The following is a 22,579-nucleotide window of genomic DNA, read 5'->3' as shown; positions in this document are numbered from 1 at the left end:
TCATCCGGACACCAATAATCCGCCAACGAATTGAAATTCTTGTTATTATCGGCAAGCAATTCGAAAATGGATCCCATGCGCGTTATACCTCACAGGTTTACTTTTTTTCTGCTGTTTATTCTGCTTGTATGCTTATTTGGCGAAGCCAAAGCTGCATCGACGGAATCCGTTACGCTGCAGCTTAAATGGCGACATCAATTTCAGTTTGCCGGTTATTACGCCGCTATTCAGCAAGGCTACTTCGAACAGGAAGATTTGCAGGTTACGCTGCGAGAACGCCAACCCGGTATTAATGTTATCAATGAAGTCACCAGTGGCCGTGCAGACTATGGCATTGGTGGTATCGGACTACTGGCAGAATATGCTGCTGGATCACCCATTAGAGCCTTGGCTGCCATTTTTCAGCATGATGCCTTAGTGCTGGTCAGCAAAGCTCAATCCGGCATTGTCAGTCCGTATGAAATGATTGGTAAGCGCATCATGTTTGATGATTCGGCAGGCAACGATGCTGTTTTCCTCGCTATGTTTGCTGATGCCGGTATTTCCCCCCACGACTACAAACTCATCCCGCAGGATCTGCAACTGGATAGTTTTATCAATGATCGGGTTGATGCTATCTCAATTTACCGAACCGATCAGCTTTTCACGCTGGAACAGTTGGGCGTAAAGCTCAATATCATTAATCCCCAAAGCTATGGTTTTGATTTTTATGGTGACATTTTGTTTACCGGGGATAGAGAGCTTCGCAATAATCCTGGACGAGCAGAGCGGTTTCGCCGGGCTTCGTTAAAGGGCTGGCGCTACGCACTGGAAAATCCTGAAGAAATGATTGATTTGATAATCAATCAGTATGGCAGTCAGACCAGCCGCGAACAGCTACAACATGAAGCCAGGAAAATTCAAAAACTGATTTTGCCAGACCTGATTCCTTTGGGCCAATTGGATCCAGCTCGTCTTCGTCACAGTGCTCAGATATACGAACGGCTGAATATTGCACCTCCACTCTCCGAGGCGCAATTAGAGGGCTTTATCTACCAATCCAATGCCGCGTTACGACTGACGCCAGAAGAACAAGCCTGGCTAGAGGATAACCCTGTCATCAAACTCGGTATTGATCGTGATTTTGCACCGTACGAATGGATTAACAGCAAAGGGAATTATCAAGGCTTGGCAGCTGAATACATTCAGTTATTGCAGGCAAAACTCGGGGTGGAATTTGACATCATAGATAATAAGCCCTGGCATGAAATTATCGCAATGGCACAACGGGGTGAGCTGGATATGCTTTCCTGTCTGCATATGAGTCCGGAACGTTCCGAGTATTTATTGTTCAGTCAGCCGTATATCACTAATCCAGTGGTCATCGTCAACGCTAATCGCTTCGGCTATATCGGTCACCTGGATAATCTGAAGGGGAAAACTGTCGCCGTTGAAAAGAATTATCATGTCCAGGAAAATCTGGCTCTGAACTATCCTGAAATAAAGCTTTTACTTACCGATACCACCCTCGACGCTTTAAAAAAGGTCAGTACCGGCGAAGCCGATGCCTATGTGGGAGATGCTGCATATGCCAACTATGCCATCAAACAAGCCAACCTGATCAACTTGCAATTTTCCGGACAGACGCAGCAATATAATGCATACAGAATGGGAATAAACCCCTCGCATCCCCAGCTGCAATCCATCATCAATAAGGTTGTCAATAATCTTTCGGACGAAGAAAAACAACGAATTGAACAAACCTGGATGGGACTGAGCATTGAAAAAGGCATTTCAAGAACGACTTTGATCAACATTCTGTTAAGTATTTTGGTCATTATTTTAATATTTACCTTCTGGATCTATCGCCTTAAACAATCTGGACAGGCGCTAGCTCGTAACGAATCAAAATTACGCACGATTGTGAATGCCTCGCCAATACCACATGTCCTATCCGATGGAAAAAATAAAGTATTTTATGTAAATCAATCTTTTATCGATACTTTCGGAGTGACTTTAAAAGATATTCCAAACTTGACTGCATGGTTTGACAAGGCCTATCCCGATCCAAAGTATCGTCAGAAAATCAAAAAAATCTGGGATGACTTTGTTGTTGACGCGCTGCAACAATCACTCCCTTATAGAGGGGAGGCTGTTGAAGTTAAAATTACGACCCACCCGCGGCGAGTCAAACAGGTGTTGATTTCCAGCACCGTAATCAACGATGGTCAATCGAATGTGTTTATCACTATTTTTTATGACATCAGTGAACGCAAGCGGGCCGAAGAAAAACTGAAACTATCCGGTCGTGTTTTTCATCAAGCGCATGAAGGAATTCTGATTACGAATCCAGAAGGTCGAATTGTTGATGTAAATCCAGCTTTTTGTGACATTACCGGTTACCGTCGTGATGAAGTGATTAACCAACATCCTTCTATTCTAAAATCGGGTAAACATAATGAAGCGTTTTATCGAAATATATGGCAAAACCTGCTTGAAAAAGGTTACTGGCAGGGAGAAATATGGAATCGACGCAAAAATGGCGAGTTATTTGCAGAGTTGCTAACCATCTCTACCTTGATGGATGATCAAGGTGATACCTTGCATTATCTTGGCTTATTTTCCGATATAACTGAAATTAAGCAACAACAGCAGGCGCTGGAAATGATGGCGCATTATGACATGCTCACCCAGCTGCCCAACCGTACATTATTTGCAGACCGCTTCCAGCAGTCCATTGCACACAGTATTCGGCAACATAGTCTGCTGGGTGTGATATTTCTGGATCTGGACGGGTTCAAACCGATCAATGATAACTATGGTCATGAAATCGGCGATCAAGTACTGATTGAGGTGGCCCAGCGAATAAAAGCCTGTATTCGTCTGGATGACACCGCATCACGACTGGGTGGAGATGAATTTGCTCTTTTGCTCAATGACATCAGTTCAGTAGAACATTGCGAAAGATTGGTCAGCCGACTATTACGTACCATTCAACTGCCTTATCGGATTGATGGCGATATCATCCAGTTAGGGGCCAGTATGGGGGTAACCCTCTACCCGTTGGATCAGTCCGATGCAGATACGTTGTTGCGTCATGCTGATCAGGCCATGTATCAATCTAAACAGACCGGTCGAAATCGCTACTCAATCTTTGATGCTGTGCATGATAAGCAAATTCTGCTTAAGCAAAGTCAATTGGACAATTTACATCAAGCCTTCAACAAAAATCAGTTTTGCCTGTATTACCAGCCGAAAATTAATATGCGAAATGGGCGTATTCATGGCGCAGAAGCGCTGCTTCGCTGGAACCACCCTCAGCAAGGAATCCTGGAGCCTGCGACATTTTTAAGTTCAATGGCGGGCACCGAACTGGAAATCCGTATTGGTAACTGGGTCATTGATCAGACGTTAAAACAGTTACAAAATTTTCATCAGCAAAACAGAGTCATTGAAATCAGCGTGAATATTTCCGCTCATCACCTGCAATGGCCAGGATTTTTTGACCATCTTGATCGTCTACTGGCCAAATATCCGGACTTGCCTGCCGAATATTTGCAACTTGAAGTGCTTGAAAGCAGTGTGTTAACCGATATCCAGAATATTTCGGCGATTATCAGCACCTGCCGTGAAGGCCTTGGGGTAAGAATAGCACTGGATGACTTTGGCACCGGATACTCATCATTAAGCCATTTACGGCATTTGCCGGTTGATGTCATTAAAATTGACCAGAGTTTCGTTCGCGACATCATGGATGACCCCAATGATTTCACCATAGTGGAAGGTGTTATTGGGTTAAGTCATGCATTTCAGCACCAGGTCATCGCCGAAGGGGTAGAAAGTATTGAACATGGTTTGATGCTGATGACTATCGGTTGCGATATGGCACAGGGATATGTCATTGCCCAACCCATGCCAGCGGATGAATTAGGCCTGTGGATGGAGGATTACCAGCCCGAATCACGTTGGCTGAATCATGCCCATAATACCTTATCCCCCCAACAGCGCTTGCTGGCATTAATGCAAATGCAGGGCGAGCAGTGGTTACAGCGGGTAATTGATAATCTGCACAGTAGTCCTGCTCAAATCAGCAGCTGGCCATTAATGAATCCCAAACGCAGCCACTTTACTCACTGGCTGGAGCAGGGTAAGCAGGAAGAGCTATTTAATCAGTTATGGCTGGATCGACTTAAATTAGCCTATTACGAGTTATTTCATGCCGCTGCCGGTTTACGGAATCAATTCGAAGAAAATGAAATAGCGTTAGCCCGCAAAGGTATTGAGGATTTACAAACGTTATATGCTGAAATTCAGCAGCTGCTGGCGTCACCATCACAGTGGTGATGTTGAGTAATAACCACGTTTAACTACCGGTGGATTTTCAAATTTCAGTCAGATTTTCCAGATCACATTTCAAAAACTGGAATCGCATGATGTTGGATATACATACAAAACCATCAGACTTCGTCAATAAGATCCCGTTCGGCATCCCAGCCAGACTGTTTGGCTTGAGTAATTGCTGCATCATGAATATGCATAAATTTCTGTTGCATTTCCGGTGGCAGGTTTGCCACCTTGAAACCATATTTTTCCCATTCCAGATTCACCTTGCCCCAAAGATCCTCAAGACCTTGAACCACCCAGCCTTCGCAGGTTTCGGTCTCCGGTATTAAACCGAATACCCAGGCATCACGAATGATTTTTCCGGTGTCGGTCATGCCACCATTTATTTCTTTATCAATACCAACGTAACGTTTTTGATCTTTCATGATTTTTCCTAGGGCTTGTTGATCTTTCATATCCACCACTGCTGGCGGCTATTTTTTCGTCCTACAATACGGAAATGATGCGATGTAGTTGTTCTACATAAGTCATTTCCAACGCCGTAGGGCGGAAAAATAGCCCCAGCCCTTTGGGTTGTGACTGAAAAAACGCCACTCTTCGTTGCTCGTCACTTATTTAGAACAACTAAAAAGCGCTCCTCGTGCCTTGATTGACGTTTTTTCAGCTCACAACAGAGGCGGAGATGAAAGATCAACAAGCCCTAACGGGTCAGGCTGGCAAATAAAGTGGGCAGTTTTTCAGGCAATCGATCCACATGATCAACAATGGTGTAGTTATTTTCGCCAAAAATACGTTTAACATAGCTGTCAGCATTGGCATCCAGCGTCAGACAATAGGTCATAACGCCTCTGCTCCACAGCTCATCGACGGCTTTGCGAGTGTCATGACGTAAATGTTGAGGATCACGTTCATCTATATCCGAAGGTTCACCATCGGTCACCAGCAATAATAGCTTGCGGCGTTCCGGCTGTTTTAACAAATGTTGAGCGGCATGTCGCATAGCCGCCCCCATCCGGGTCGATAAACCACCTTTCATGCCGGCCAATCTGGCTTTTGTTTCATCATCAAATGGCTGATTAAAATCCTTGAAACGGAAATACTGCACATCATGACGGCCATCAGAGGCAAAGCCATGTAAAGCAAATGGATCACCGATGCCATTAATGGCCGTAGCCACTAAGGTTGCTGCTTCACGCGTCAAATCCAGAACCGTCTTATCACTACCTTCAATAACATCATTGGTTGATTCCGATAAATCCAATAACACTGTTACGGCTAAATCACGATTTTTTATCACATTACGCATGGTGATACGTGTATTGGGTTGCTCGCCCATACGGATAGCAATCATCGCATCGACGGCCGCATTGATATCAATCTCATCACCATCTTCCATATTGCGAACCCGCTGGACACCGGCCGGCGACAGCAAATCGATGATCTGCCGGATACGATGTGCCACCGGTTTGTATTCTTTCAGAATATTATCGATGTCATCCGGATCGCCTTTTTTGGGACGATATTCATAGACCGTGCTCCAGTCCGGACGATACAGCTGCACCTGATAATCCCATTCCTGATAATGATACGATTCTGAGACGGGAGCTTTGCCCCACATCTCATTAAAGCTGACCGTGGCCTCACCGGCATCTTCATACGGCATGAACTTGGTAGAACACACCCAGATTTCCTGGGCATCATCGCCAGCCAGCTCACAATCCACTTCATTGGCCATTTCAACCGCGCTGACATATTTACGTACCTGTCGCTGGCTCGCTGGAATATATTCCGCTCCGTGCATCAGGAAATCGAATTCTTCAAACTCCCAGATAAAACGGTTATCGTCGCGATAAGGCAAACGAATGGATTCTAAAATTCGTAAGCTGGGTACCTGCCGCTGTTCGGCAAACAGATGAAATAATTCCATGCCCAGATCCCAGCTGAACTGGTTATTTTGTGCTTGCTCAGCAATGTTTTGATGGAATCTGTCCGCCAAGGCATTCAATGGGTCATCGTTGTTTTTAATCGATGCATCATGCAGGCTGCGGGCAAACTGTTCGAGTTTTAGCAGACCCTTATGCTCGACATCCTGACTTTGTTCGATAGTTAACAGGCAGCCCCAGAGTTTCTGCAAACCGGGGAAAGCCTGTATCGCCAGATATTCAACGCGGGCGTCTTCCAGCAGTCCGATAAAAAACATCTGCGCCGGACTGAGCTGCTCAGCAGAAATAGGCGCACGGGTGTACTGAATATGAGCTGCCAAATGTGCCGCCTGAGCCCGATACAGCTCCAGACCACTGACACCGTCAATATCATCCACCGCATCTGGCAGATGCATAACAAAGTGTTCAATATACGGTTTGAACCCTTCATAATCCGCTGCAGTGGGTCGTAGAAAGAAATCCCTGCCCCACAATGCACGCAGGTAAAAATTCAGCTTACGCTGGGTATCAATAAACAGCGTGCCACGGCGTTCTTTCTGTAGCATTTTCTTGCTGTCTGCCGTTTCCAGGGCAAAGTATTTGACGAGATTATTCAGATCACGACGGTAGGCTTCAGCACCAAAATTGGCCCAGCGTCTTAAACCGGATAAGGTGAGTTTAGACAATAATTCATCAATAATGCCCAACATCGGCCTTAAGCCTCGTGAAGCTTTGGCAGACAGTTGATGAATCAGGCTTAAATAACCGCGTAATAACTCCGGGTCGCCCAACCGCCGAGCAGCAGTCGGTAGACTATGAATCATCAGCGCTATCACCTCGCCCGAGGTCATTGACGATAATTTCATTGCCGCATTGATGCAATCGCGGATTACATCCTCGCCACATTCTTTGACCACTTGCGGAATATCTTCCAGAAAGGCAACCACCAGCTCTTTACCACGGCCAAGATCTGCCAGGCCTTTCGCACCTCCCATATATTCCTGTAAACCAGCAGGTGACATGCTTCTGGCTGCATCTTGAAAAGTACTATCCAGCGTATGCACCAGTTCTGGCGCTATTTTTTCAAGCTGTTCGCGGTAATCGTTTAGATTGACGCTCATGATGTAATATCCAAACCGGAGAAACCGGGTCGGCCTTTATCAACTAACAAAGAAGGTATGAACAGCGGCTTCCAGCGTTTCACGCATATCCGGATCATCCGTCAATGGGGTGACTAATGTCATCTGGCAGGCAGCCAAAGGCTCAACCCCTTCTGCAATCATTTGTCCTGCATAGACCAGCAGACGAGTGGAAATACCTTCATCCAGGCCATGGCCTTTCAAATTACGTGCACGATGGGCGATTTGTACCAGTTTCTTGGCAATATCGGCGTCGACACCGGCTTCCTTGGCGACAATTTCGGCTTCCAGCACGGCGTCCGGATAATCAAAATTCATCGCACCGAAACGTTGCTTGGTCGATTGCTTGAGATCTTTCATCAAACTTTGATAACCGGGGTTATAGGAAATCACCAGTTGAAAATCTTTGTGAGCCTCAACCAGCTCACCTTTTTTATCCAGCGGCAGACTGCGACGATGATCGGTCAGAGGATGGATAACCACCGTTGTATCCTGACGTGCTTCAACCACTTCATCCAGATAACAGATTGCTCCGATACGGGCTGCCGTGGTCAAAGGGCCATCCTGCCATTTGGTGCCATCCTTATCGAGCAGAAAACGCCCGACCAGATCGGAGGCGGTCATGTCTTCATTACAGGCAACTGTGATCAGCGGGCGACCCAGTTTCCAGGCCATATATTCGACGAAACGGGATTTACCGCAGCCAGTCGGACCTTTCAGCATTACCGGCATACGGCGCGCGTAAGCGGCTTGATACAGCTCCACTTCATTACTGACCGGACGGTAAAAAGGTTCTGTTTTGACTTTATACTGTTCAGCAATTTTCTCGCTCATCGCAGTATCCTCAGGATATTCATTGGGAAAATTGGTGGTACGTATTTGAAAAAGCCCCTGACGCTGCGGTCAGGGACTGATTCGATTTGATGTTATACAGACTGACCGCGGAACACGACCATCTCTGCTCCTTTAGACTGAGCATAATTATCATACCCCACCAAACGCACATGGTTTTTTGGATGCGCCTTGTGGCAGGCTTCAGCTTCAGCAAGAATGCGGTCCACATCGGTTTCACCGAATAGAGGCAGCTTCCACATGTACCAGTAGTGACCAAACGCGTTTTCAGGTTCAGTGTGTTCTACTGCAGGGTTCCAGCCTTTGCTGACGATGTATTCAACCTGTTTACGGATGCGTGCAGCATCCATTTCTGGCAAATACGAGAAGGTTTCAAACTTACGGCTTGATGTATCAGCCAGGCTTGACGCGTAATCTTGCATTTCACTCATTGTCATTTCCTCAAATAATGTCAAATTCGGTATCAGTTAACGATGGTCAGCAGTACCGACCAACATCAATTACTTGTGTGCAACGTCTAATTTGTCGACAGTGTCGAATTCGAATTTGATTTCTTTCCAGGTTTCCATGGCCACTTTCAACTCTGGACTATGTTCAGCAGCGGCGGTCAGGATTTCTTTACCTTCTTTTTCCAACTCTCTGCCGTGGTTACGTGCTTCTACACATGCTTCCAAAGCCACACGGTTTGCTGCAGCTCCCGCCGCATTACCCCATGGGTGACCCAATGTACCGCCACCAAACTGCAATACCGAATCATCACCAAAGATGCTGACCAGGGCCGGCATATGCCATACGTGAATACCACCGGAAGCGACTGGCATAACACCAGGCATGGATACCCAATCCTGATCAAACATAATGCCGCGGCTGCGATCTTCTTTGATGTAAGAATCACGCATGATATCGATCCAGCCCAATGTCGCAGCACGATCGCCTTCCAATTTACCAACCACAGTGCCTGAGTGCAGATGGTCACCACCTGACAGACGCAGCATTTTGGTCAATACACGGAAGTGGATACCATGGTTCGGATTGCGATCCAGTACCGCATGCATTGCCCGGTGAATATGCAGCAACATGCCGTTATCACGACACCAGTTGGCCAGACCTGTATTGGCCGTGAAACCGCCGGTCAGGTAGTCATGCATGATGATTGGCGCGCCCAGTTCTTTGGCATACTCGGCACGTTTGTACATTTCTTCAGGGGTTGGCGCTGTGACGTTCAGATAGTGGCCTTTACGTTCACCCGTTTCGATTTCAGCTTTGTCGATCGCTTCCATAACAAAGTCAAAACGTTGTCTCCAGCGCATAAATGGCTGTGAGTTAACGTTTTCATCGTCTTTGGTGAAATCCAGACCGCCACGCAAACATTCATATACGGCACGACCGTAGTTTTTTGCAGACAGACCCAGTTTTGGTTTGATGGTACAGCCCAGTAATGGCCGACCATATTTGTTCATAATGTCACGTTCAACCTGGATACCATGAGGAGGGCCACCGCATGTCATGACGTACGCAACCGGAATTCGCACATCTTCCAGACGCAATGAACGCACGGCTTTAAAGCCGAACACGTTACCCACCAGAGAAGTCAGCACGTTAACCACTGAACCTTCTTCAAACAAATCAATCGGGTATGCAATAAAGGCATAGAACGCTTCATCGTTGCCGGGAACATCCTCAATAGCGTAAGCACGACCTTTGTAGTAATCCAGATCAGTCAGCAAATCGGTCCAGACTGTGGTCCAGGTACCCGTTGATGATTCCGCCGCTACCGCAGCAGCCGCTTCTTCGCGTGGCACACCTTCTTGAGGAATGACCTTGAAACAGGCCAGAAAATCGGTGTCTTTGGGGGTGTAATCGGGCATCCAGTATGTTTCGCGATACTCTTTTACACCCGCTTGGTAAGTTTTTGCCATGGTGCTCTCTCCAGGTATATGCGCAAGCAGATTAATCAAACTGTTACTTTGGGTTAGTCAGAGCCTGTATATCTCTCACAGGTATCTTGAGATGGACAAATTTTGTCTCCAGCCATGGTGGCTGTGAAAGCGAATTTTATCCAAGTGTAACCCAGCGACTATTTCATGTCTGTGGTAAAAATAGTTGACTTTACCCATTAAAACAAGTTAATAGTTTTTATCCTTATCATAAATTAAAGTTATATATGTTACATGCCTCATTACAACAGTTACGCCTATTCGAAGCGGTTGCACGCCTGAAGAGCATTACCCGCGCGGCTGAAGAAAAACATTTAACCCAACCCGCCGTGTCAATTCAGATGAAAAAACTGGAAGAATCTGTCGGCATGCCTTTATTTGAAAGCGTCGGGCGGCAGTTACATCTTACTGTCGCAGGTAATGAACTCTATGATGCCTGCCGAGATGTTTTACAACGTCTTGCCGATCTGGACGCCGCATTAGCCGATTTACAAGGTGAGGTTGCTGGCCCAGTAAACCTTGTTGTTGTCAGTTCTGCCAAATATTTTCTACCCTATCTTCTGGGCAATTTTATTGCGCGCTATCCCAAAGTTGAACCACGGCTACAGGTAACGAATCGAGCCAGACTACTCGAACGGCTGGATGCCAATGAAGATCATCTTTATATCATGGGTCAGGTGCCAGACGATCTGCCCGTGGTTGAATATCCGTTTTTAGAAAATGTTCTGGTTATCGTCGCCCGGCCCGACCAGCCATTGGCCAAACAAAAAAATATTTCATTAAAAACTATCTCTGAACAACGTCTGATTGGCCGCGAACCAGGTTCGGGCACACGCAAAGCGGTGGAAGAGTTATTCGCCAAAAGCGGTTTAAAAGTCTCGCCGTATATGGAACTAGGCGGAGCGGATGAAATCAAGCACGGCGTGATGGCAGGGTTGGGGCTGGCAGTATTATCACTGCATAGCCTGCGGTTAGAACTGGCGGCAAAAAAACTGGTGGTATTGGATGTGGAGAACTTTCCATTAAGGCGGCGCTGGTATGCTGTGCATCGGCAAGGCAAAAGACTATCGCTTGCCGCACAAACATTTCTGGAGTATCTGCAACAGGAAGGTGAGCAGGAAATCGAGCATTTACTGACGCATGATGCGTCTATTCTTACTGACAACCCAGACGTTTAGCCTGGGCAATCAAGTCGGCCACCGTAGTATGCTGTTGATTCTGGCATCGGCTGAGAAAGCTTCTCTGAGTGCCAAGTGCATAAGTATTTTCAATAAATCGACAGTTATTCATTGATGCAGATTTATCCCATCCCGCCAGGTATTGAACGGGTTGCGAAAAATTGGCTTTCTGAAATAACACTACCTCAGCCGGACGCTGTTCGATTTTACTCAGGTGTGCCTGGAATTTATCATCACAGTCCAGCTGCTGCAGAGAATATTGTTGATATAACTGCTGCATCGTTTTGATTTGATTTTGCTGCTCCCGCTGTTGCAGCTTTGGCTCTATCAAAAGCAGGTATCCTGCAAATATCACCACCAACACGATTGCGGCAGCAAATGATCTGCGAGCCCAATTCAGCTTCTCGACTAGCGTGAAGATAACGCCGGTAAGGCACAATAAAATGCCCGCATAGAAAAAAAGCGGAACCAGCCATTTTGCATAATGTGAAGGGTTACCGATTAGCCCAGCCAAATAGCCATAAAAAAATATCCCGCCAAGCAATAAAGCAGCAAGAAGACTTACAGCAACTCTGGCAAGCAATAACATCATGCAGCACAACTAAACCACCGGAAATCAAAAGATCTCCGGTTTATTTTGGAAAGCTTATTTTTCTTTGAGCAGATCACGAATTTCAGTTAACAGAATTTCTTCTTTAGTTGGTGCTGGCGGGGCTGCAGGAGCAGCCTCTTCTTTTGCTTTCAGTGAGTTCATTGCTTTAATCACCAAAAAAATCACAAAGGCAATAATCACAAAATCAACAATGGTTTGAATAAACTGTCCATAAGCGATAACCACGGCCGGCGTATCACCAACCGCTTCTTTAAGCACTATTGCCAGATCTTTGAAATCCACTCCCCCCATTAATAAGCCCAGTGGCGGCATAATCACATCAGCTACAAATGAAGAAACAATTTTGCCAAAAGCGATACCAATGATAATACCGACGGCCATCTCTATCACATTGCCACGCATCGCAAATTTCTTGAATTCTTGTACCATGCCCATATCTGCTCTCCTTTTTGACTTTAATAAATTTCCCGATAAAACAGTTTTTTACGGCTTTTATATCAGCAGTTTAGAATATATGACATAAATAATTATTTGTCGGTAAAAATTAGCGGACAATGGAAGCAATGTGATTTTCCACCGACACTTACTTCATCACTCGATAAAGTTATAAGGCTTACTATATGGCTATTGGTTTTTTTCAAAAACGTATTGAAGAGATTATCGACAATGTTGCGAACTCTGACGATACAACCTCATTAACGGCCGAACAACTGTCGCAGTTGTCCTCAGAATTGGCATTATATTTTTCGACCATTTTGCTCACGCTTGCTGGAGCTTTGCTGATCGCATTCTTTGTTTTATGGATTCTGAAACGACGTGCAAATCCCACTACAACGGCAAATAAAGAACTGGAACGTCAACGTGTATTACAGGAATTGGAAAGCCAATTTCTGGCTATCAGCAATCAACCCGCAGTATGGTTAACCAACAGATCTAATTTTGACGCAAAACTGGTCTATGAATTCTCACTGGCATTGACGCCGGAGGTACGTTGGCAGGTCCCTCAAACAGTTGAAACATCATGGCATATGGGAGATCGACTGATCACGATTACAGATCAACAAGATTTGCTGACCGCCAGTTTGCTGGATGAAATATTATTCTGGTTCCGTCGCCTGGACCGATCCGTTGCCGGAGAAATTATCAAAGTTGAAGATATTTATAGTTTATGGCGCCAGATATTGCCATTTGCCATTGATAACCGCTTCAGTTTTATGGCCGCTTATTTTGCAGAAGATAAACGCGGCAGCCTCAATGATATTGAAGCAGTACGGCAAGTCTTGATTGGGGTGATTCGTTATTGTCAGCAGCAAAAACACTCACAACCACTGAGTTACATTAATGGCAGGCTGGATCCGCTATTCTTTGAACAGCTGCCTAAAGGAATGAAAACGGGTATCGAAGCGGCAAGACAGAATACAGTTCGCAAGGATCCAGTGGTGATGGATGAGGTTTCTGCCCCTATTCAACAAAATAGATCTGAGCGAAAGGAACCTGTCGTTACTGCACCGGAAAATGTAACTGAAACATCGGAAAAAACGACTCGTAAAGAACCTATCGTCAGCTTTGATAATGTGGATGCCGAAACCAAAAAACCGGAGTAATATTATAGACTTGAATCAGTCAGTGCTAAAACTGATTTGTTGAAAAGTCCGAAATAGTGTTTATGAGGGAGCTGAGTAATGAAAAATTATTCTATTGCTTTATTGATTTGCCTAGGCATCCCTCATTTTTCTAACGCACAACAATCTGATATGCATGTTATTGCTGATGGTCGCGTGCCACTTGAGAGTCCCGATCAGGGCCATTGGTTAACCCACCCGGCAGTTTTGCAAGCGGCTAATAAGGCAAGACCATACTGGCAAGAACAGAATAGCGTTTACGAAGAAGATTTTCGCATTATGGCTAGCAGCCAAGGTGACTTTACCCGGCCACAAAGTAAACAAACAGCCGTTCTGTATCTGTTAAGCCGGTGGCCACGCTGTTGCAGTAATATGGGGCTAGCCATCCTCGAAGAGGATCAACTTATCCGTAATATTGTATTTTCCGGTGGCACTCATCATTTGTATACCGTGGCAGATATTAATCATGATAACTTGGATGAATTGGCTCTGATCAGCAGTTTCGGCATGGGCGGTAGTAATGAAAGCTCGGTAAGTATTGTTTCACTGCCGGCTGATAAAGCGGTGTTATTAGGCAGAATGCCACTTGTCCTAGACAATTGTGCAGCCATTCGTGAAGACAGCAAACACACAGCATTTCGGATCAGTGTTAATCAACATGCTACAGATACGTTTAAGCTTGAGGAATTTCAGCAAGACTGTGAGATTCCGGAAAATGAAATGACCAGTTCGGTGAAAAGCATCCCGATAGAAAGCAACGACGTTAATGACGAATATATTGATTTACCAATAACTTAGTCCAGATGTTGGCATATTTTACCTAATAACGTGACAGCCAAATCAATCTGGTGAGTCGATTGTTGATTCTCCTGCAGAAAATGTTGTTGCACCCGATAGGCCTGCCGCTCTTTTTCGATGCGCTGTTCACAATTCATCTCATCGGCTGCCAGTTCACCATTAATATCCTGAAGATAATGCACCATTTCATGGACAATAAATCCTCTGGCATTTGCGTCATGAGTCAGTTGCATACGTTCATCGTAATAAATAGTCTGCAGATTGCTGTCGTAATACGCTACAGCCGTACAGAACTGGTCATTACATAATGTCTGTATCAGCTGTTGATGCGTCACTGCTTCAATCCTAGGCAATTCAACTGGCTGTTCATAACCGGTTGACGCTACAACCCAGACCAGCAGGCTATTGATCAGCTCCTGCATATCCAATGCTCCGTTGCGGATGAAAAGCCACGCATGCATCCTTCGAAGTTAAAGTATTGATGTGGGAAGAATGGTTTATTCAAAATTTCCATAACGTTCTTTTACAGCAGAAGGACTAATATACATAGCTGCAACCAACTCCCAGCGCTGTTCAGCATCAAAAACCCGGCTACAACCTAATGCCTGTGATGTATCAGGTTTAAGCGGAAACATTGATATTCCTGCCTGTCTTACATCATAAAAATAACGATCCAGTTGTAAATCTATGATGTGTGTCTGGTGAGTATTTTTTACAAATACTCTGGCCCCACCTTTCTCCTCACAATCCTCATCCCACTCTTCATAAAACTCAATATAGTGAGTTGCTTCATTTGCTTCTGCCATTAAAACTGAGCTGTTTGCAAGGCAAAATAGCCCCCCGGTAAAAACAAACAAACTGGCAGTAGAAAGTTTAGTGAGCATAAAAATTTTACTCCTGAATCAAATTAGGGTTCATAGCTAAGTCCTGACTCAGCGCCAAGAATCAAAGTTTCACCCTGAACAAAAGTCAGGACATCATCCCTAGATAATGTCGTCACGAGATTTATTATAATTGCCCTCAAATCAATCTGGGCGAGGTATTTTCGATGGTGGAGAGCACGCGACGACATGACATTTCGGATGCAACCTGGGCACTGCTGGAGCCGCACCTCCCGGGACAGCGCGGCCAATGGGGCGGCATTGCGCACAACAACCGGCAGTTCATTGACGCGGTGTTCTGGATACTGCGCACGGGAGCGCCCTGGCGAGACCTGCCCGCCAGTTACGGAGATTGGAAGAACACCCACCGGCGCTTCTGTCGCTGGCGAGATCGGGGGGTATGGGAGGCGCTGCTGGAATGCCTAATTGATGAGCCCGACTATGAGTGGCTGATGATTGATGCCAGTCACTGCAAGGTTCATCCTCATGCGGCGGGCGCACGAGGCGGCAATCAGGGGATGAGCCGCACAAAAGGGGGCTCAACACCAAGGTACACCTGGCCGTGGATGCGCATGGTATGCCGGTCCGAATTATTGCTACAGAGGCTACCCGAGCGGATTGCTCTCAAGCTGACGCATTGATTGATGGCCTTGAGGCACAGCACTTGATAGCCGACAAGGGTTACGACAGCGATGCCATTGTTGAGAAAGCAAAAAACCGGGGGATGCAAGCGGTCATCCCGCCGCGAAAGAACAGGAAGACGCAACGTGAATACGACAGACATCTCTACCGGCAGCGCCACCTGATTGAAAATGCCTTTCTGCATCTCAAGCGTTGGCGCGGCATTGCGACGCGCTATGCCAAGAATCTGGCGTCCTTTTTGGCTGCCGTGCAGATCAGATGTTTGGTGCTCTGGCTCAATGTTTCGTGACGACACTATCTAGATGACTCAGGAATAAAGAATATTTATGGTTCAAAAACATTCAGGCAACTGTCCTGAAGCAGGAAACTTGATTGATCGAAAACAACCCGATAGTTTATTTAAGCAGGCAACTGCAATTTTTCAGGCCTGATAAATTAATCCCCGCTAAACCTTTATTGTGATTGAATCCGTTAACCATCCTGAGTCACCGCGTTAACTGGATTCCAATCAGTTTTGTGTTAACACAGCCCCAGCTGTTCATTGCGTTTTTTCATCATTTATTTGGAGAACATTAATGTTTGACTGGAATTTAGGGAGTGATTGGGAGACATGGATATCTCAACCAGCCGTAGTGAATTTCTTCCTGGTGCTCGCAATTGCAGTTGTAAGCTACATGTTACTTCGCATGGTGATGCGTTTTTTTATTACCCGCAGCGTCGATCTGCTCTCACGCTCCAAAGGACGTTGGGGTCGATATGGCGCTAAAGTTTTCAGGCATACCAGTCGATTATTAATAGCCGCCATGGCCGTACAAATTGGGCTGGCACTCGTTGAACTTGGTCCCGACTGGGATAATCGGTTCAGTCATATCTGGTTTCTGGTTCTCGCATTGCAACTCGGACTATGGATTGATGCTGCCATTGCAATGTGGAAAAAAGAAACCATCGAAACGCGGGTAGACCGTGAAAATCAATTAACCGTCACCATAGTTTCCTTACTGGTTCGTACCAGCATCTGGGCGGTGGTATTGCTCTCCGTACTGGCCAATCTGGGAGTCAATATCACCGCACTGGTTGCCAGCCTGGGTATTGGTGGTATTGCCATCGCTCTGGCACTTCAGACGCTGCTTGGGGATTTGTTTGCTTCAGCTTCAATCGGCGTCGACAAGCCATTCAGGACAGGTGATTTTATTGTATTTAATGATGTTGCTGGCACCATTGAATACATCGGGCTGAAAACCACGCGTATTCGAAGCCTGAGTGGCGAACAGATCATTTGCGGTAATACCAACCTGCTGCAGCAAATCATTCACAATTACAAACGAATGGATGAACGCCGAGTGGTTTTCTTTCTGGCTATTTCATTCCGTACGCCAGTCGCCAAAGCCAGACAGGTACCTGGCTTAATAAAGGAGATTATCGAGTCTCACGATAAAACCCGATTTGATCGCGCACATTTATTCAAATTTGATGATTTTTCGATGAGATTCGAGGTTGTCTATTATGTGCTGAGCTCAGACTACAATATCTATATGGATATCCAGCAAAACATTAATTTTACGTTGCTGGAAGAGCTGGACAAAAGAGAAATCAGATTTGCCATGCCTGTGCGTTCGATTGAGTTTCTAGATGATATACCGATGCCCGATAGACGACATAGTGAACAGGTAAAAAGTGAAAGTTCATAAGCCTTTTCAAAAAGGTCCGATGAATAAGATTTTACCGCTTAAGAAGCTTGCAATGAAGGCAAAATATCGAGCAGGTAGAAAGGAAGTTAACTGACACAAACCAAACAACGGTTGTTGTGTAAACTCGTGGAAAAGAAGTGGTGGCTACACCTAGATTCGAACTAGGGACCCCATCATTATGAGTGATGTGCTCTAACCAACTGAGCTATGTAGCCACGAAGCCGAGCATTTTACGTTGCTGGGCAATAAATATCAACATTAAGAGCCTGTTAATCTCGCACAGCCTGAAAGGCTGAGGAGAAGGTTTATAACCAGTCGCTGAACTGGATACCAAACCCTATGCTGTTGGTGCGGTGATCATAATCAATCATGCTTTCGCCATAGCCATTAAACCACTGCACATAACCTCTGAAGTTTTTATAGAGCGGAAAGCTCCATCCCAGTTGAGTAGCGCCTTTATTATCGCTGCGCAGGTTATTGCGTATCATCAGGTCAAAGCTGTGGTCGCCATATTTATAAACTGACGTGAAATCAAAATTCCCCATATATTTTTCAATATCCGGGTTATCGTCTGAACTATCTCTTTCAGGAACCCGATACCAGGGGCGAACGGAGAAGTAAAAATCACCTTTTTCTACAATAAACTCGGCAAATATACGATTCCAGCTACGCGATAACGCCCCATTCTGTCCATTCGATTGATGATTAAAACCGACATTAATCAGTGAGTTTTTAAACCCGAATAACTCCGTATCATTGGCAAAAGAGAGCCATGCTTCTGGTTCGTGATTGGAATCTCGGAATGCCTGTGAATTATCGTTATTAAACATTTGCCAGAAAGAGCGGTTGGTGTAGGCGATAAACGCATCAGCCCGATCATTGAACAATCCTCTGACAACAGGGAGTTTCAAGCTGATCTGAAACTTGCTTTCCCATGACTGAAAATCATAATCTCGATCTGGATCGGCTGCGTCAAATGGGGCTTCGTTATATGAACCGACATTATTACTGAAAATGAAATAATTCGGACGATGTGGCAAGAAAGCAAACGGGTTATTTGACTGGCTTTTTTCCAGAACCAAACGTCTGGATAACGCTGAACCATCGGCTGTTTCGATTTTTGTAGCCTCGTTCTCATCAATTGAAATGCTTTCCTGATCATCCTCAGTCATCTCAGAAAGATATGCCGGCTCAGTCTGCTCTTGCTTTTGCATGGAAATTTCTGCTATACAGATTTCACGAATATTGCCGACAGTGACACTATCATCAGATGTGGCCATTTTTGACAGTATGCATTCATCCATGGCCTGGTCGGCATGTGCTGAACTCATCATGATTGATGTGAATATCGCCCCGGCAAACCATTTGTTCATGATTATTCCTTGAAATTCAGAGCGACTCGAGGATTACCTGAGCAGCAGAAAGTTGAATTAAACGTTGAACCTGAAATGCATTACATCGCCATCTTTGATGACATATTCTTTGCCTTCCAGACGCCATTTTCCGGCATCTTTAGCACCCTGTTCACCATTAAACTGCACAAAATCTTCATAGCCGATAACTTCTGCGCGAATAAAGCCTTTTTGGAAATCAGTATGAATGACACCGGCACCTTCCGGTGCGGTCGCGCCGACTTCAACAGTCCAGGCACGCACTTCTTTAACACCAGCGGTAAAGTAGGTATGTAAACCAAGCAATTGGTAACCACTACGAATTACTCGATTCAGACCGGGCTCATCCTGGCCAAGTTCCTCAAGGAATTCTGCTTTATCCTCATCTGCCAGATCAGCAATTTCCGATTCAATAGCAGCACATATTGACACAACAATAGCATTTTCTTTGTCAGCCAATGCCATTACTGCATCCAAAGCAGGATTGTTTTCAAAGCCATCTTCAGCAACATTGGCAATATACATTGTTGGTTTGATGGTCAATAAATGCAACCCCGTCAATAATGCCAACTGATCATCATCAAGATTCATTGCCCGAACAGGTGCGCCCTGGTCCAGATGTTCACGGATCTGTGTCAATAAATCCAGGCGTGCTTTGGCGACCTTATCACCGCCTTTGGCGTCTTTGGTCGTTTTGGTGATCGCTTTTTCTACAGACTCAAGATCAGCCAGTGCGAGTTCAGTATTGATCACTTCAATATCATCCACTGGTGAGACTTTACCGGCCACATGCACCACATTTTCATCTTCAAAACAGCGAACAACATGGGCGATAGCATCGGTTTCACGGATATTGGCCAGAAATTTATTTCCTAACCCTTCTCCCTTGGAAGCCCCGGCAACCAGGCCGGCAATATCAACAAATTCCATTGTCGTCGGCAAAACACGTTGTGGATTGACGATCGCAGCCAGTTTATCCATACGCGGATCTGGCACTGGCACGATGCCAACATTAGGCTCGATGGTACAGAACGGATAGTTCTGTGCTTCGATACCCGCCTGCGTCAACGCATTAAATAACGTTGACTTGCCTACGTTAGGTAAACCGACAATACCGCATTTAAATCCCATGAGAAATCCTTAGGGGTTATTTATAACAATGACAAAATTCTTTCCTCGCACCTTATGCAGGTGTTTTACAGGTCACAATAAGAGAGGTAAAAAAACGATTCTTACTGTGAGTGCAGCCAGTTCATGGCTTTGTCGAGGTTTCCTGAGAGTACATCAGGTAAAACACGCAGGCTGTTATCAATGCCTGCCATCATATTTTCCCGATCTGTTGCAGAGGGTTTACTCAACACATAATCGGCAACTTGCTTACTATTGCCCGGATGATCAATACCAATCCGGCAACGTAAAAAATCTTTGCTGCCCAGTTGGCTGATAATGTCACGCAGACCATTGTGTCCACCATGACCACCACCACGTTTCAGACGTACCGTACCGGCGGGTAAATCCAACTCATCGTGGATAACGAGAATATTTTCTGCAGGGATTTTATAAAAGTTGGCCAGCGCCGCAACAGATTGACCGCTGCGATTCATAAAGGTCAGTGGTTTGATCAACCAGACTTTGTGTTCAGGATTTGTGTATTGAATCAGTTGACCATGAAATCGGGACTCTGTTTTAAAACTCAGCCCAAAATCACTAGCCAACTGATCCAACCACCAGAACCCGACGTTGTGCCGGGTCTGTTCATACTGAGAACCGGGATTGCCCAGACCGGCGATAATCCAGTTTGCCATAACGGTTCCCGACGACTGAATTAATCTTCAGCCGCTTCTTCCTCATCATCAGCTTCTGTATCTTCGTCCAGATCCACTTTAGCAACACGTGGCTCATGAATACTGACAACGGCTTGATCGTAAGAAGAACGTTCCCCTTCTTCCAACTGCTCATCCTGAGTATGCGTCAAGGCAGTCAGCGTGACACCTTTAGGCAGTTTCAATTCACTCAGGTGGATGGCTTCATCCATAGCCAGTTTTGCAACATCAACTTCGATGTATTCTGGCAGGTCTTTAGGCAGGCAAGAGATTTCAACCTCGGTCATCAGATGCGAAATCAAACCACCGGCTTTAACACCAACCGCTTTTTCTTCATTGACAAAGTGCAGTGGAATGGTCATTGTCATTGCGTGCTTGGAATCAATACGCAGGAAGTCTGCATGAATGATTTTGTTATCATTTGCTGGATGACGTTGCAGATCTTTCAATACAACCTGATTTTTCTTGCCATCAATAACCAATGTCAGAATATGCGCGTAAAATGCTTCTTCTGCCAAATGGCGAATCAACTGGTTATGGTTTATTGAAATTGAAACAGGTTCTTTTTCAGCACCATAGACTACTGCTGGTACTTTGCCCGAATGACGTAGGCGGCGGCTCGCACCTTTCCCCTGGTCAGTACGCGCTTCAGCATGTACTTCAAATAAATTTTCCATCTTTTTCTCCAAGACTAAAAAACGGACACGAAGCCCGTTAAATATGCCGATTTACGGCTTTTCGCTTCCCCCGCGACCAGGTTCAGCACATACAACCAAAATAAATTTTTTGGTTAATCCATATATAGAGAGCTAACAGACTCTTCATTACTAATTCGGTACATCGCTTCTGCGAGCATTTCTGCAATGCTCAATACGCGAATTTTGTCACATGCTGCCGCAGCTGGCTGCAGTGGAATGGTATCTGTCACGACTAATTCATTCAGCAAAGAATTACTGATATTTTCAATGGCTGCTCCCGATAAAACGGGGTGTGTACAATAAGCAACCACATTGGTAGCACCATGTTCTTTTAAAGCGGCCGATGCGGCACACAAGGTGCCAGCAGTGTCGACCATATCATCAACCATCACACAAGTACGGCCATCAATATCACCAATAATATTCATCACTTTCGCCACATTGGCACGTGGACGTCGTTTATCAATAATTGCCAGTTCGACATCAAGATGCTTGGCTAATGCACGGGCACGGACCACGCCCCCAACATCCGGAGAAACCACAACCAAATCCTGATATTTGTGTTTCCAGATATCCCCCAACAATACGGGTGAGGCATAGACATTATCAACAGGGCAATCAAAAAATCCCTGAATCTGATCAGCATGTAAGTCTACAGTTAACACTCGATCGGCACCCACACCGGTCAGCATATTTGCAACAACTTTGGCGGTAATGGCAACACGGGCTGAACGAGGACGACGATCCTGACGGGAATAACCAAAATATGGAACAACCAGAGTAATCCGTTTGGCTGAGGCACGACGGATAGCATCGGTCATGACCATTAATTCCATCAGGTGATCATTGGTAGGCATACAGGTTGGTTGGACAATAAACACGTCCTTACCTCGAACATTATCGAGAATTTCAACCATGATCTCGCCATCACTGAACTTTTCAACTGTGGCTTTACCCAAGCTGATATTCAGAAAATTGGCGATACTTTCTGACAGTTTACGATTAGCGTTACCGGTGAAGACCATCATATTGCCATCTGCGGTACGCTGTTGTAACTGGAGGAGTCGGTTTT

20 protein-coding genes and 1 tRNA gene are annotated in these 22,579 nt (G+C 45.5%); 6 read left to right on the top strand and 15 right to left on the bottom strand.

Annotation, left to right across the window (positions count from 1 at the left end; translation table 11 throughout):
- Nucleotides 1-75 precede the first annotated feature (75 nt).
- Nucleotides 76-4,323 (top strand): EAL domain-containing protein, encoded by a 4,248-nt coding sequence (locus Q7A_RS02465; protein ID WP_151903890.1) that lies wholly within the window; start codon nucleotides 76-78, stop codon nucleotides 4,321-4,323.
- A 113-nt stretch (nucleotides 4,324-4,436) separates the two neighbouring features.
- Here Q7A_RS02465 and Q7A_RS02460 read toward each other — a convergent pair whose 3' ends face one another.
- From Q7A_RS02460 to Q7A_RS02440, 5 genes are all read right to left on the bottom strand, one after another.
- Nucleotides 4,437-4,748 (bottom strand): hypothetical protein, encoded by a 312-nt coding sequence (locus Q7A_RS02460; protein ID WP_041354852.1) that lies wholly within the window; start codon nucleotides 4,746-4,748, stop codon nucleotides 4,437-4,439.
- A 275-nt stretch (nucleotides 4,749-5,023) separates the two neighbouring features.
- Complete coding sequence (locus Q7A_RS02455) at nucleotides 5,024-7,366, bottom strand: nitric oxide reductase activation protein NorD (protein ID WP_014705746.1); 2,343 nt, start codon at nucleotides 7,364-7,366, stop codon at nucleotides 5,024-5,026.
- Nucleotides 7,367-7,405: 39 nt separating this feature from the next.
- Nucleotides 7,406-8,218, bottom strand: a complete 813-nt coding sequence (locus Q7A_RS02450) for a CbbQ/NirQ/NorQ/GpvN family protein (RefSeq protein WP_014705745.1) — start codon at nucleotides 8,216-8,218, stop codon at nucleotides 7,406-7,408.
- Between the two features lie 92 nt (nucleotides 8,219-8,310).
- Nucleotides 8,311-8,667, bottom strand: coding sequence for a ribulose bisphosphate carboxylase small subunit (locus Q7A_RS02445; protein ID WP_014705744.1), 357 nt, complete (start codon nucleotides 8,665-8,667; stop codon nucleotides 8,311-8,313).
- 69 nt (nucleotides 8,668-8,736) lie between these two features.
- Nucleotides 8,737-10,155, bottom strand: a complete 1,419-nt coding sequence (locus Q7A_RS02440) for a form I ribulose bisphosphate carboxylase large subunit (RefSeq protein WP_014705743.1) — start codon at nucleotides 10,153-10,155, stop codon at nucleotides 8,737-8,739.
- Between the two features lie 245 nt (nucleotides 10,156-10,400).
- Between Q7A_RS02440 and Q7A_RS02435 the strand changes: the two genes are divergently transcribed.
- On the top strand, nucleotides 10,401-11,351 hold the full coding sequence (locus Q7A_RS02435; RefSeq protein WP_014705742.1) for a LysR family transcriptional regulator: 951 nt from the start codon (nucleotides 10,401-10,403) through the stop codon (nucleotides 11,349-11,351).
- Here Q7A_RS02435 and Q7A_RS02430 read toward each other — a convergent pair.
- Complete coding sequence (locus tag Q7A_RS02430; protein WP_041354254.1) at nucleotides 11,329-11,943, bottom strand: hypothetical protein; 615 nt, start codon at nucleotides 11,941-11,943, stop codon at nucleotides 11,329-11,331. The two genes, Q7A_RS02435 and Q7A_RS02430, sit on opposite strands and share 23 nt — an antisense overlap.
- Before the next feature lie 54 nt (nucleotides 11,944-11,997).
- Entirely contained in the window at nucleotides 11,998-12,399 is a 402-nt protein-coding gene (gene mscL / locus Q7A_RS02425; RefSeq protein ID WP_014705740.1) for a large-conductance mechanosensitive channel protein MscL, read from the bottom strand.
- A 185-nt stretch (nucleotides 12,400-12,584) separates the two neighbouring features.
- On the opposite strand from mscL, the gene Q7A_RS02420 reads away from it, so the two are divergent.
- Complete coding sequence (locus Q7A_RS02420) at nucleotides 12,585-13,568, top strand: hypothetical protein (protein WP_014705739.1); 984 nt, start codon at nucleotides 12,585-12,587, stop codon at nucleotides 13,566-13,568.
- A 78-nt stretch (nucleotides 13,569-13,646) separates the two neighbouring features.
- On the top strand, nucleotides 13,647-14,384 hold the full coding sequence (locus Q7A_RS02415) for a hypothetical protein (RefSeq protein WP_014705738.1): 738 nt from the start codon (nucleotides 13,647-13,649) through the stop codon (nucleotides 14,382-14,384).
- Here Q7A_RS02415 and Q7A_RS02410 read toward each other — a convergent pair.
- Together Q7A_RS02410 and Q7A_RS02405 are read right to left on the bottom strand one after the other, a co-directional pair.
- A complete protein-coding gene (locus Q7A_RS02410; RefSeq protein WP_014705737.1) occupies nucleotides 14,381-14,806 on the bottom strand; it encodes a hypothetical protein in 426 nt (141 codons plus the stop codon). The genes Q7A_RS02415 and Q7A_RS02410 overlap by 4 nt on opposite strands.
- Before the next feature lie 75 nt (nucleotides 14,807-14,881).
- Entirely contained in the window at nucleotides 14,882-15,268 is a 387-nt protein-coding gene (locus tag Q7A_RS02405; protein ID WP_014705736.1) for a hypothetical protein, read from the bottom strand.
- Between the two features lie 164 nt (nucleotides 15,269-15,432).
- Between Q7A_RS02405 and Q7A_RS02400 the strand changes: the two genes are divergently transcribed.
- Nucleotides 15,433-16,196, top strand: a protein-coding gene (locus tag Q7A_RS02400) for an IS5 family transposase (RefSeq protein ID WP_089418494.1) whose coding sequence is annotated in 2 segments (ribosomal slippage) — nucleotides 15,433-15,805 and nucleotides 15,805-16,196 — 765 coding nt in all. Because the reading frame shifts where the segments join, the coding sequence is not laid out codon by codon here.
- Between the two features lie 286 nt (nucleotides 16,197-16,482).
- Entirely contained in the window at nucleotides 16,483-17,595 is a 1,113-nt protein-coding gene (locus Q7A_RS02395; RefSeq protein WP_014705732.1) for a mechanosensitive ion channel family protein, read from the top strand.
- Nucleotides 17,596-17,733: 138 nt separating this feature from the next.
- Here Q7A_RS02395 and Q7A_RS02390 read toward each other — a convergent pair.
- The 6 genes from Q7A_RS02390 to Q7A_RS02365 all read right to left on the bottom strand — a co-directional run bounded on the left by Q7A_RS02390 (nucleotide 17,734) and on the right by Q7A_RS02365 (nucleotide 22,535).
- Nucleotides 17,734-17,810, bottom strand: a tRNA-Met gene (locus Q7A_RS02390).
- A 90-nt stretch (nucleotides 17,811-17,900) separates the two neighbouring features.
- Nucleotides 17,901-18,968 carry a phospholipase A gene (locus Q7A_RS02385; protein WP_014705731.1) on the bottom strand — a complete coding sequence of 356 codons (1,068 nt, stop codon included), beginning with the start codon at nucleotides 18,966-18,968 and terminating at the stop codon, nucleotides 17,901-17,903.
- 57 nt (nucleotides 18,969-19,025) lie between these two features.
- Complete coding sequence (ychF, locus tag Q7A_RS02380) at nucleotides 19,026-20,117, bottom strand: redox-regulated ATPase YchF (RefSeq protein WP_014705730.1); 1,092 nt, start codon at nucleotides 20,115-20,117, stop codon at nucleotides 19,026-19,028.
- A gap of 101 nt (nucleotides 20,118-20,218) precedes the next feature.
- Nucleotides 20,219-20,791: an aminoacyl-tRNA hydrolase gene (pth, locus tag Q7A_RS02375; protein WP_014705729.1), complete on the bottom strand. Its 573-nt coding sequence runs from the start codon at nucleotides 20,789-20,791 to the stop codon at nucleotides 20,219-20,221.
- A 20-nt stretch (nucleotides 20,792-20,811) separates the two neighbouring features.
- Entirely contained in the window at nucleotides 20,812-21,486 is a 675-nt protein-coding gene (locus tag Q7A_RS02370; protein ID WP_014705728.1) for a 50S ribosomal protein L25/general stress protein Ctc, read from the bottom strand.
- A 113-nt stretch (nucleotides 21,487-21,599) separates the two neighbouring features.
- A complete protein-coding gene (locus Q7A_RS02365; protein WP_169697853.1) occupies nucleotides 21,600-22,535 on the bottom strand; it encodes a ribose-phosphate diphosphokinase in 936 nt (311 codons plus the stop codon).
- Between the last annotated feature and the right edge of the window lie 44 nt (nucleotides 22,536-22,579).

The organism is Methylophaga nitratireducenticrescens (genome assembly GCF_000260985.4).
GTDB lineage: Bacteria > Pseudomonadota > Gammaproteobacteria > Nitrosococcales > Methylophagaceae > Methylophaga > Methylophaga nitratireducenticrescens.
The sequence above is the reverse complement of the archived record's forward strand: the minus strand, read 5'-3'. Positions and strand labels throughout refer to the sequence as shown.

Coding starts and splice junctions, on each gene's coding strand:
- Q7A_RS02465 (WP_151903890.1), top strand. CDS start 76: ATGCGCGTTATACCTCACAGGTTTACTTTTTTTCTGCTGTTTATTCTG.
- Q7A_RS02460 (WP_041354852.1), bottom strand. CDS start 4,748: ATGAAAGATCAAAAACGTTACGTTGGTATTGATAAAGAAATAAATGGT.
- Q7A_RS02455 (WP_014705746.1), bottom strand. CDS start 7,366: ATGAGCGTCAATCTAAACGATTACCGCGAACAGCTTGAAAAAATAGCG.
- Q7A_RS02450 (WP_014705745.1), bottom strand. CDS start 8,218: ATGAGCGAGAAAATTGCTGAACAGTATAAAGTCAAAACAGAACCTTTT.
- Q7A_RS02445 (WP_014705744.1), bottom strand. CDS start 8,667: ATGAGTGAAATGCAAGATTACGCGTCAAGCCTGGCTGATACATCAAGC.
- Q7A_RS02440 (WP_014705743.1), bottom strand. CDS start 10,155: ATGGCAAAAACTTACCAAGCGGGTGTAAAAGAGTATCGCGAAACATAC.
- Q7A_RS02435 (WP_014705742.1), top strand. CDS start 10,401: ATGTTACATGCCTCATTACAACAGTTACGCCTATTCGAAGCGGTTGCA.
- Q7A_RS02430 (WP_041354254.1), bottom strand. CDS start 11,943: ATGATGTTATTGCTTGCCAGAGTTGCTGTAAGTCTTCTTGCTGCTTTA.
- mscL (WP_014705740.1), bottom strand. CDS start 12,399: ATGGGCATGGTACAAGAATTCAAGAAATTTGCGATGCGTGGCAATGTG.
- Q7A_RS02420 (WP_014705739.1), top strand. CDS start 12,585: ATGGCTATTGGTTTTTTTCAAAAACGTATTGAAGAGATTATCGACAAT.
- Q7A_RS02415 (WP_014705738.1), top strand. CDS start 13,647: ATGAAAAATTATTCTATTGCTTTATTGATTTGCCTAGGCATCCCTCAT.
- Q7A_RS02410 (WP_014705737.1), bottom strand. CDS start 14,806: ATGCAGGAGCTGATCAATAGCCTGCTGGTCTGGGTTGTAGCGTCAACC.
- Q7A_RS02405 (WP_014705736.1), bottom strand. CDS start 15,268: ATGCTCACTAAACTTTCTACTGCCAGTTTGTTTGTTTTTACCGGGGGG.
- Q7A_RS02395 (WP_014705732.1), top strand. CDS start 16,483: ATGTTTGACTGGAATTTAGGGAGTGATTGGGAGACATGGATATCTCAA.
- Q7A_RS02385 (WP_014705731.1), bottom strand. CDS start 18,968: ATGAACAAATGGTTTGCCGGGGCGATATTCACATCAATCATGATGAGT.
- ychF (WP_014705730.1), bottom strand. CDS start 20,117: ATGGGATTTAAATGCGGTATTGTCGGTTTACCTAACGTAGGCAAGTCA.
- pth (WP_014705729.1), bottom strand. CDS start 20,791: ATGGCAAACTGGATTATCGCCGGTCTGGGCAATCCCGGTTCTCAGTAT.
- Q7A_RS02370 (WP_014705728.1), bottom strand. CDS start 21,486: ATGGAAAATTTATTTGAAGTACATGCTGAAGCGCGTACTGACCAGGGG.
- Q7A_RS02365 (WP_169697853.1), bottom strand. CDS start 22,535: ATGATGGTCTTCACCGGTAACGCTAATCGTAAACTGTCAGAAAGTATC.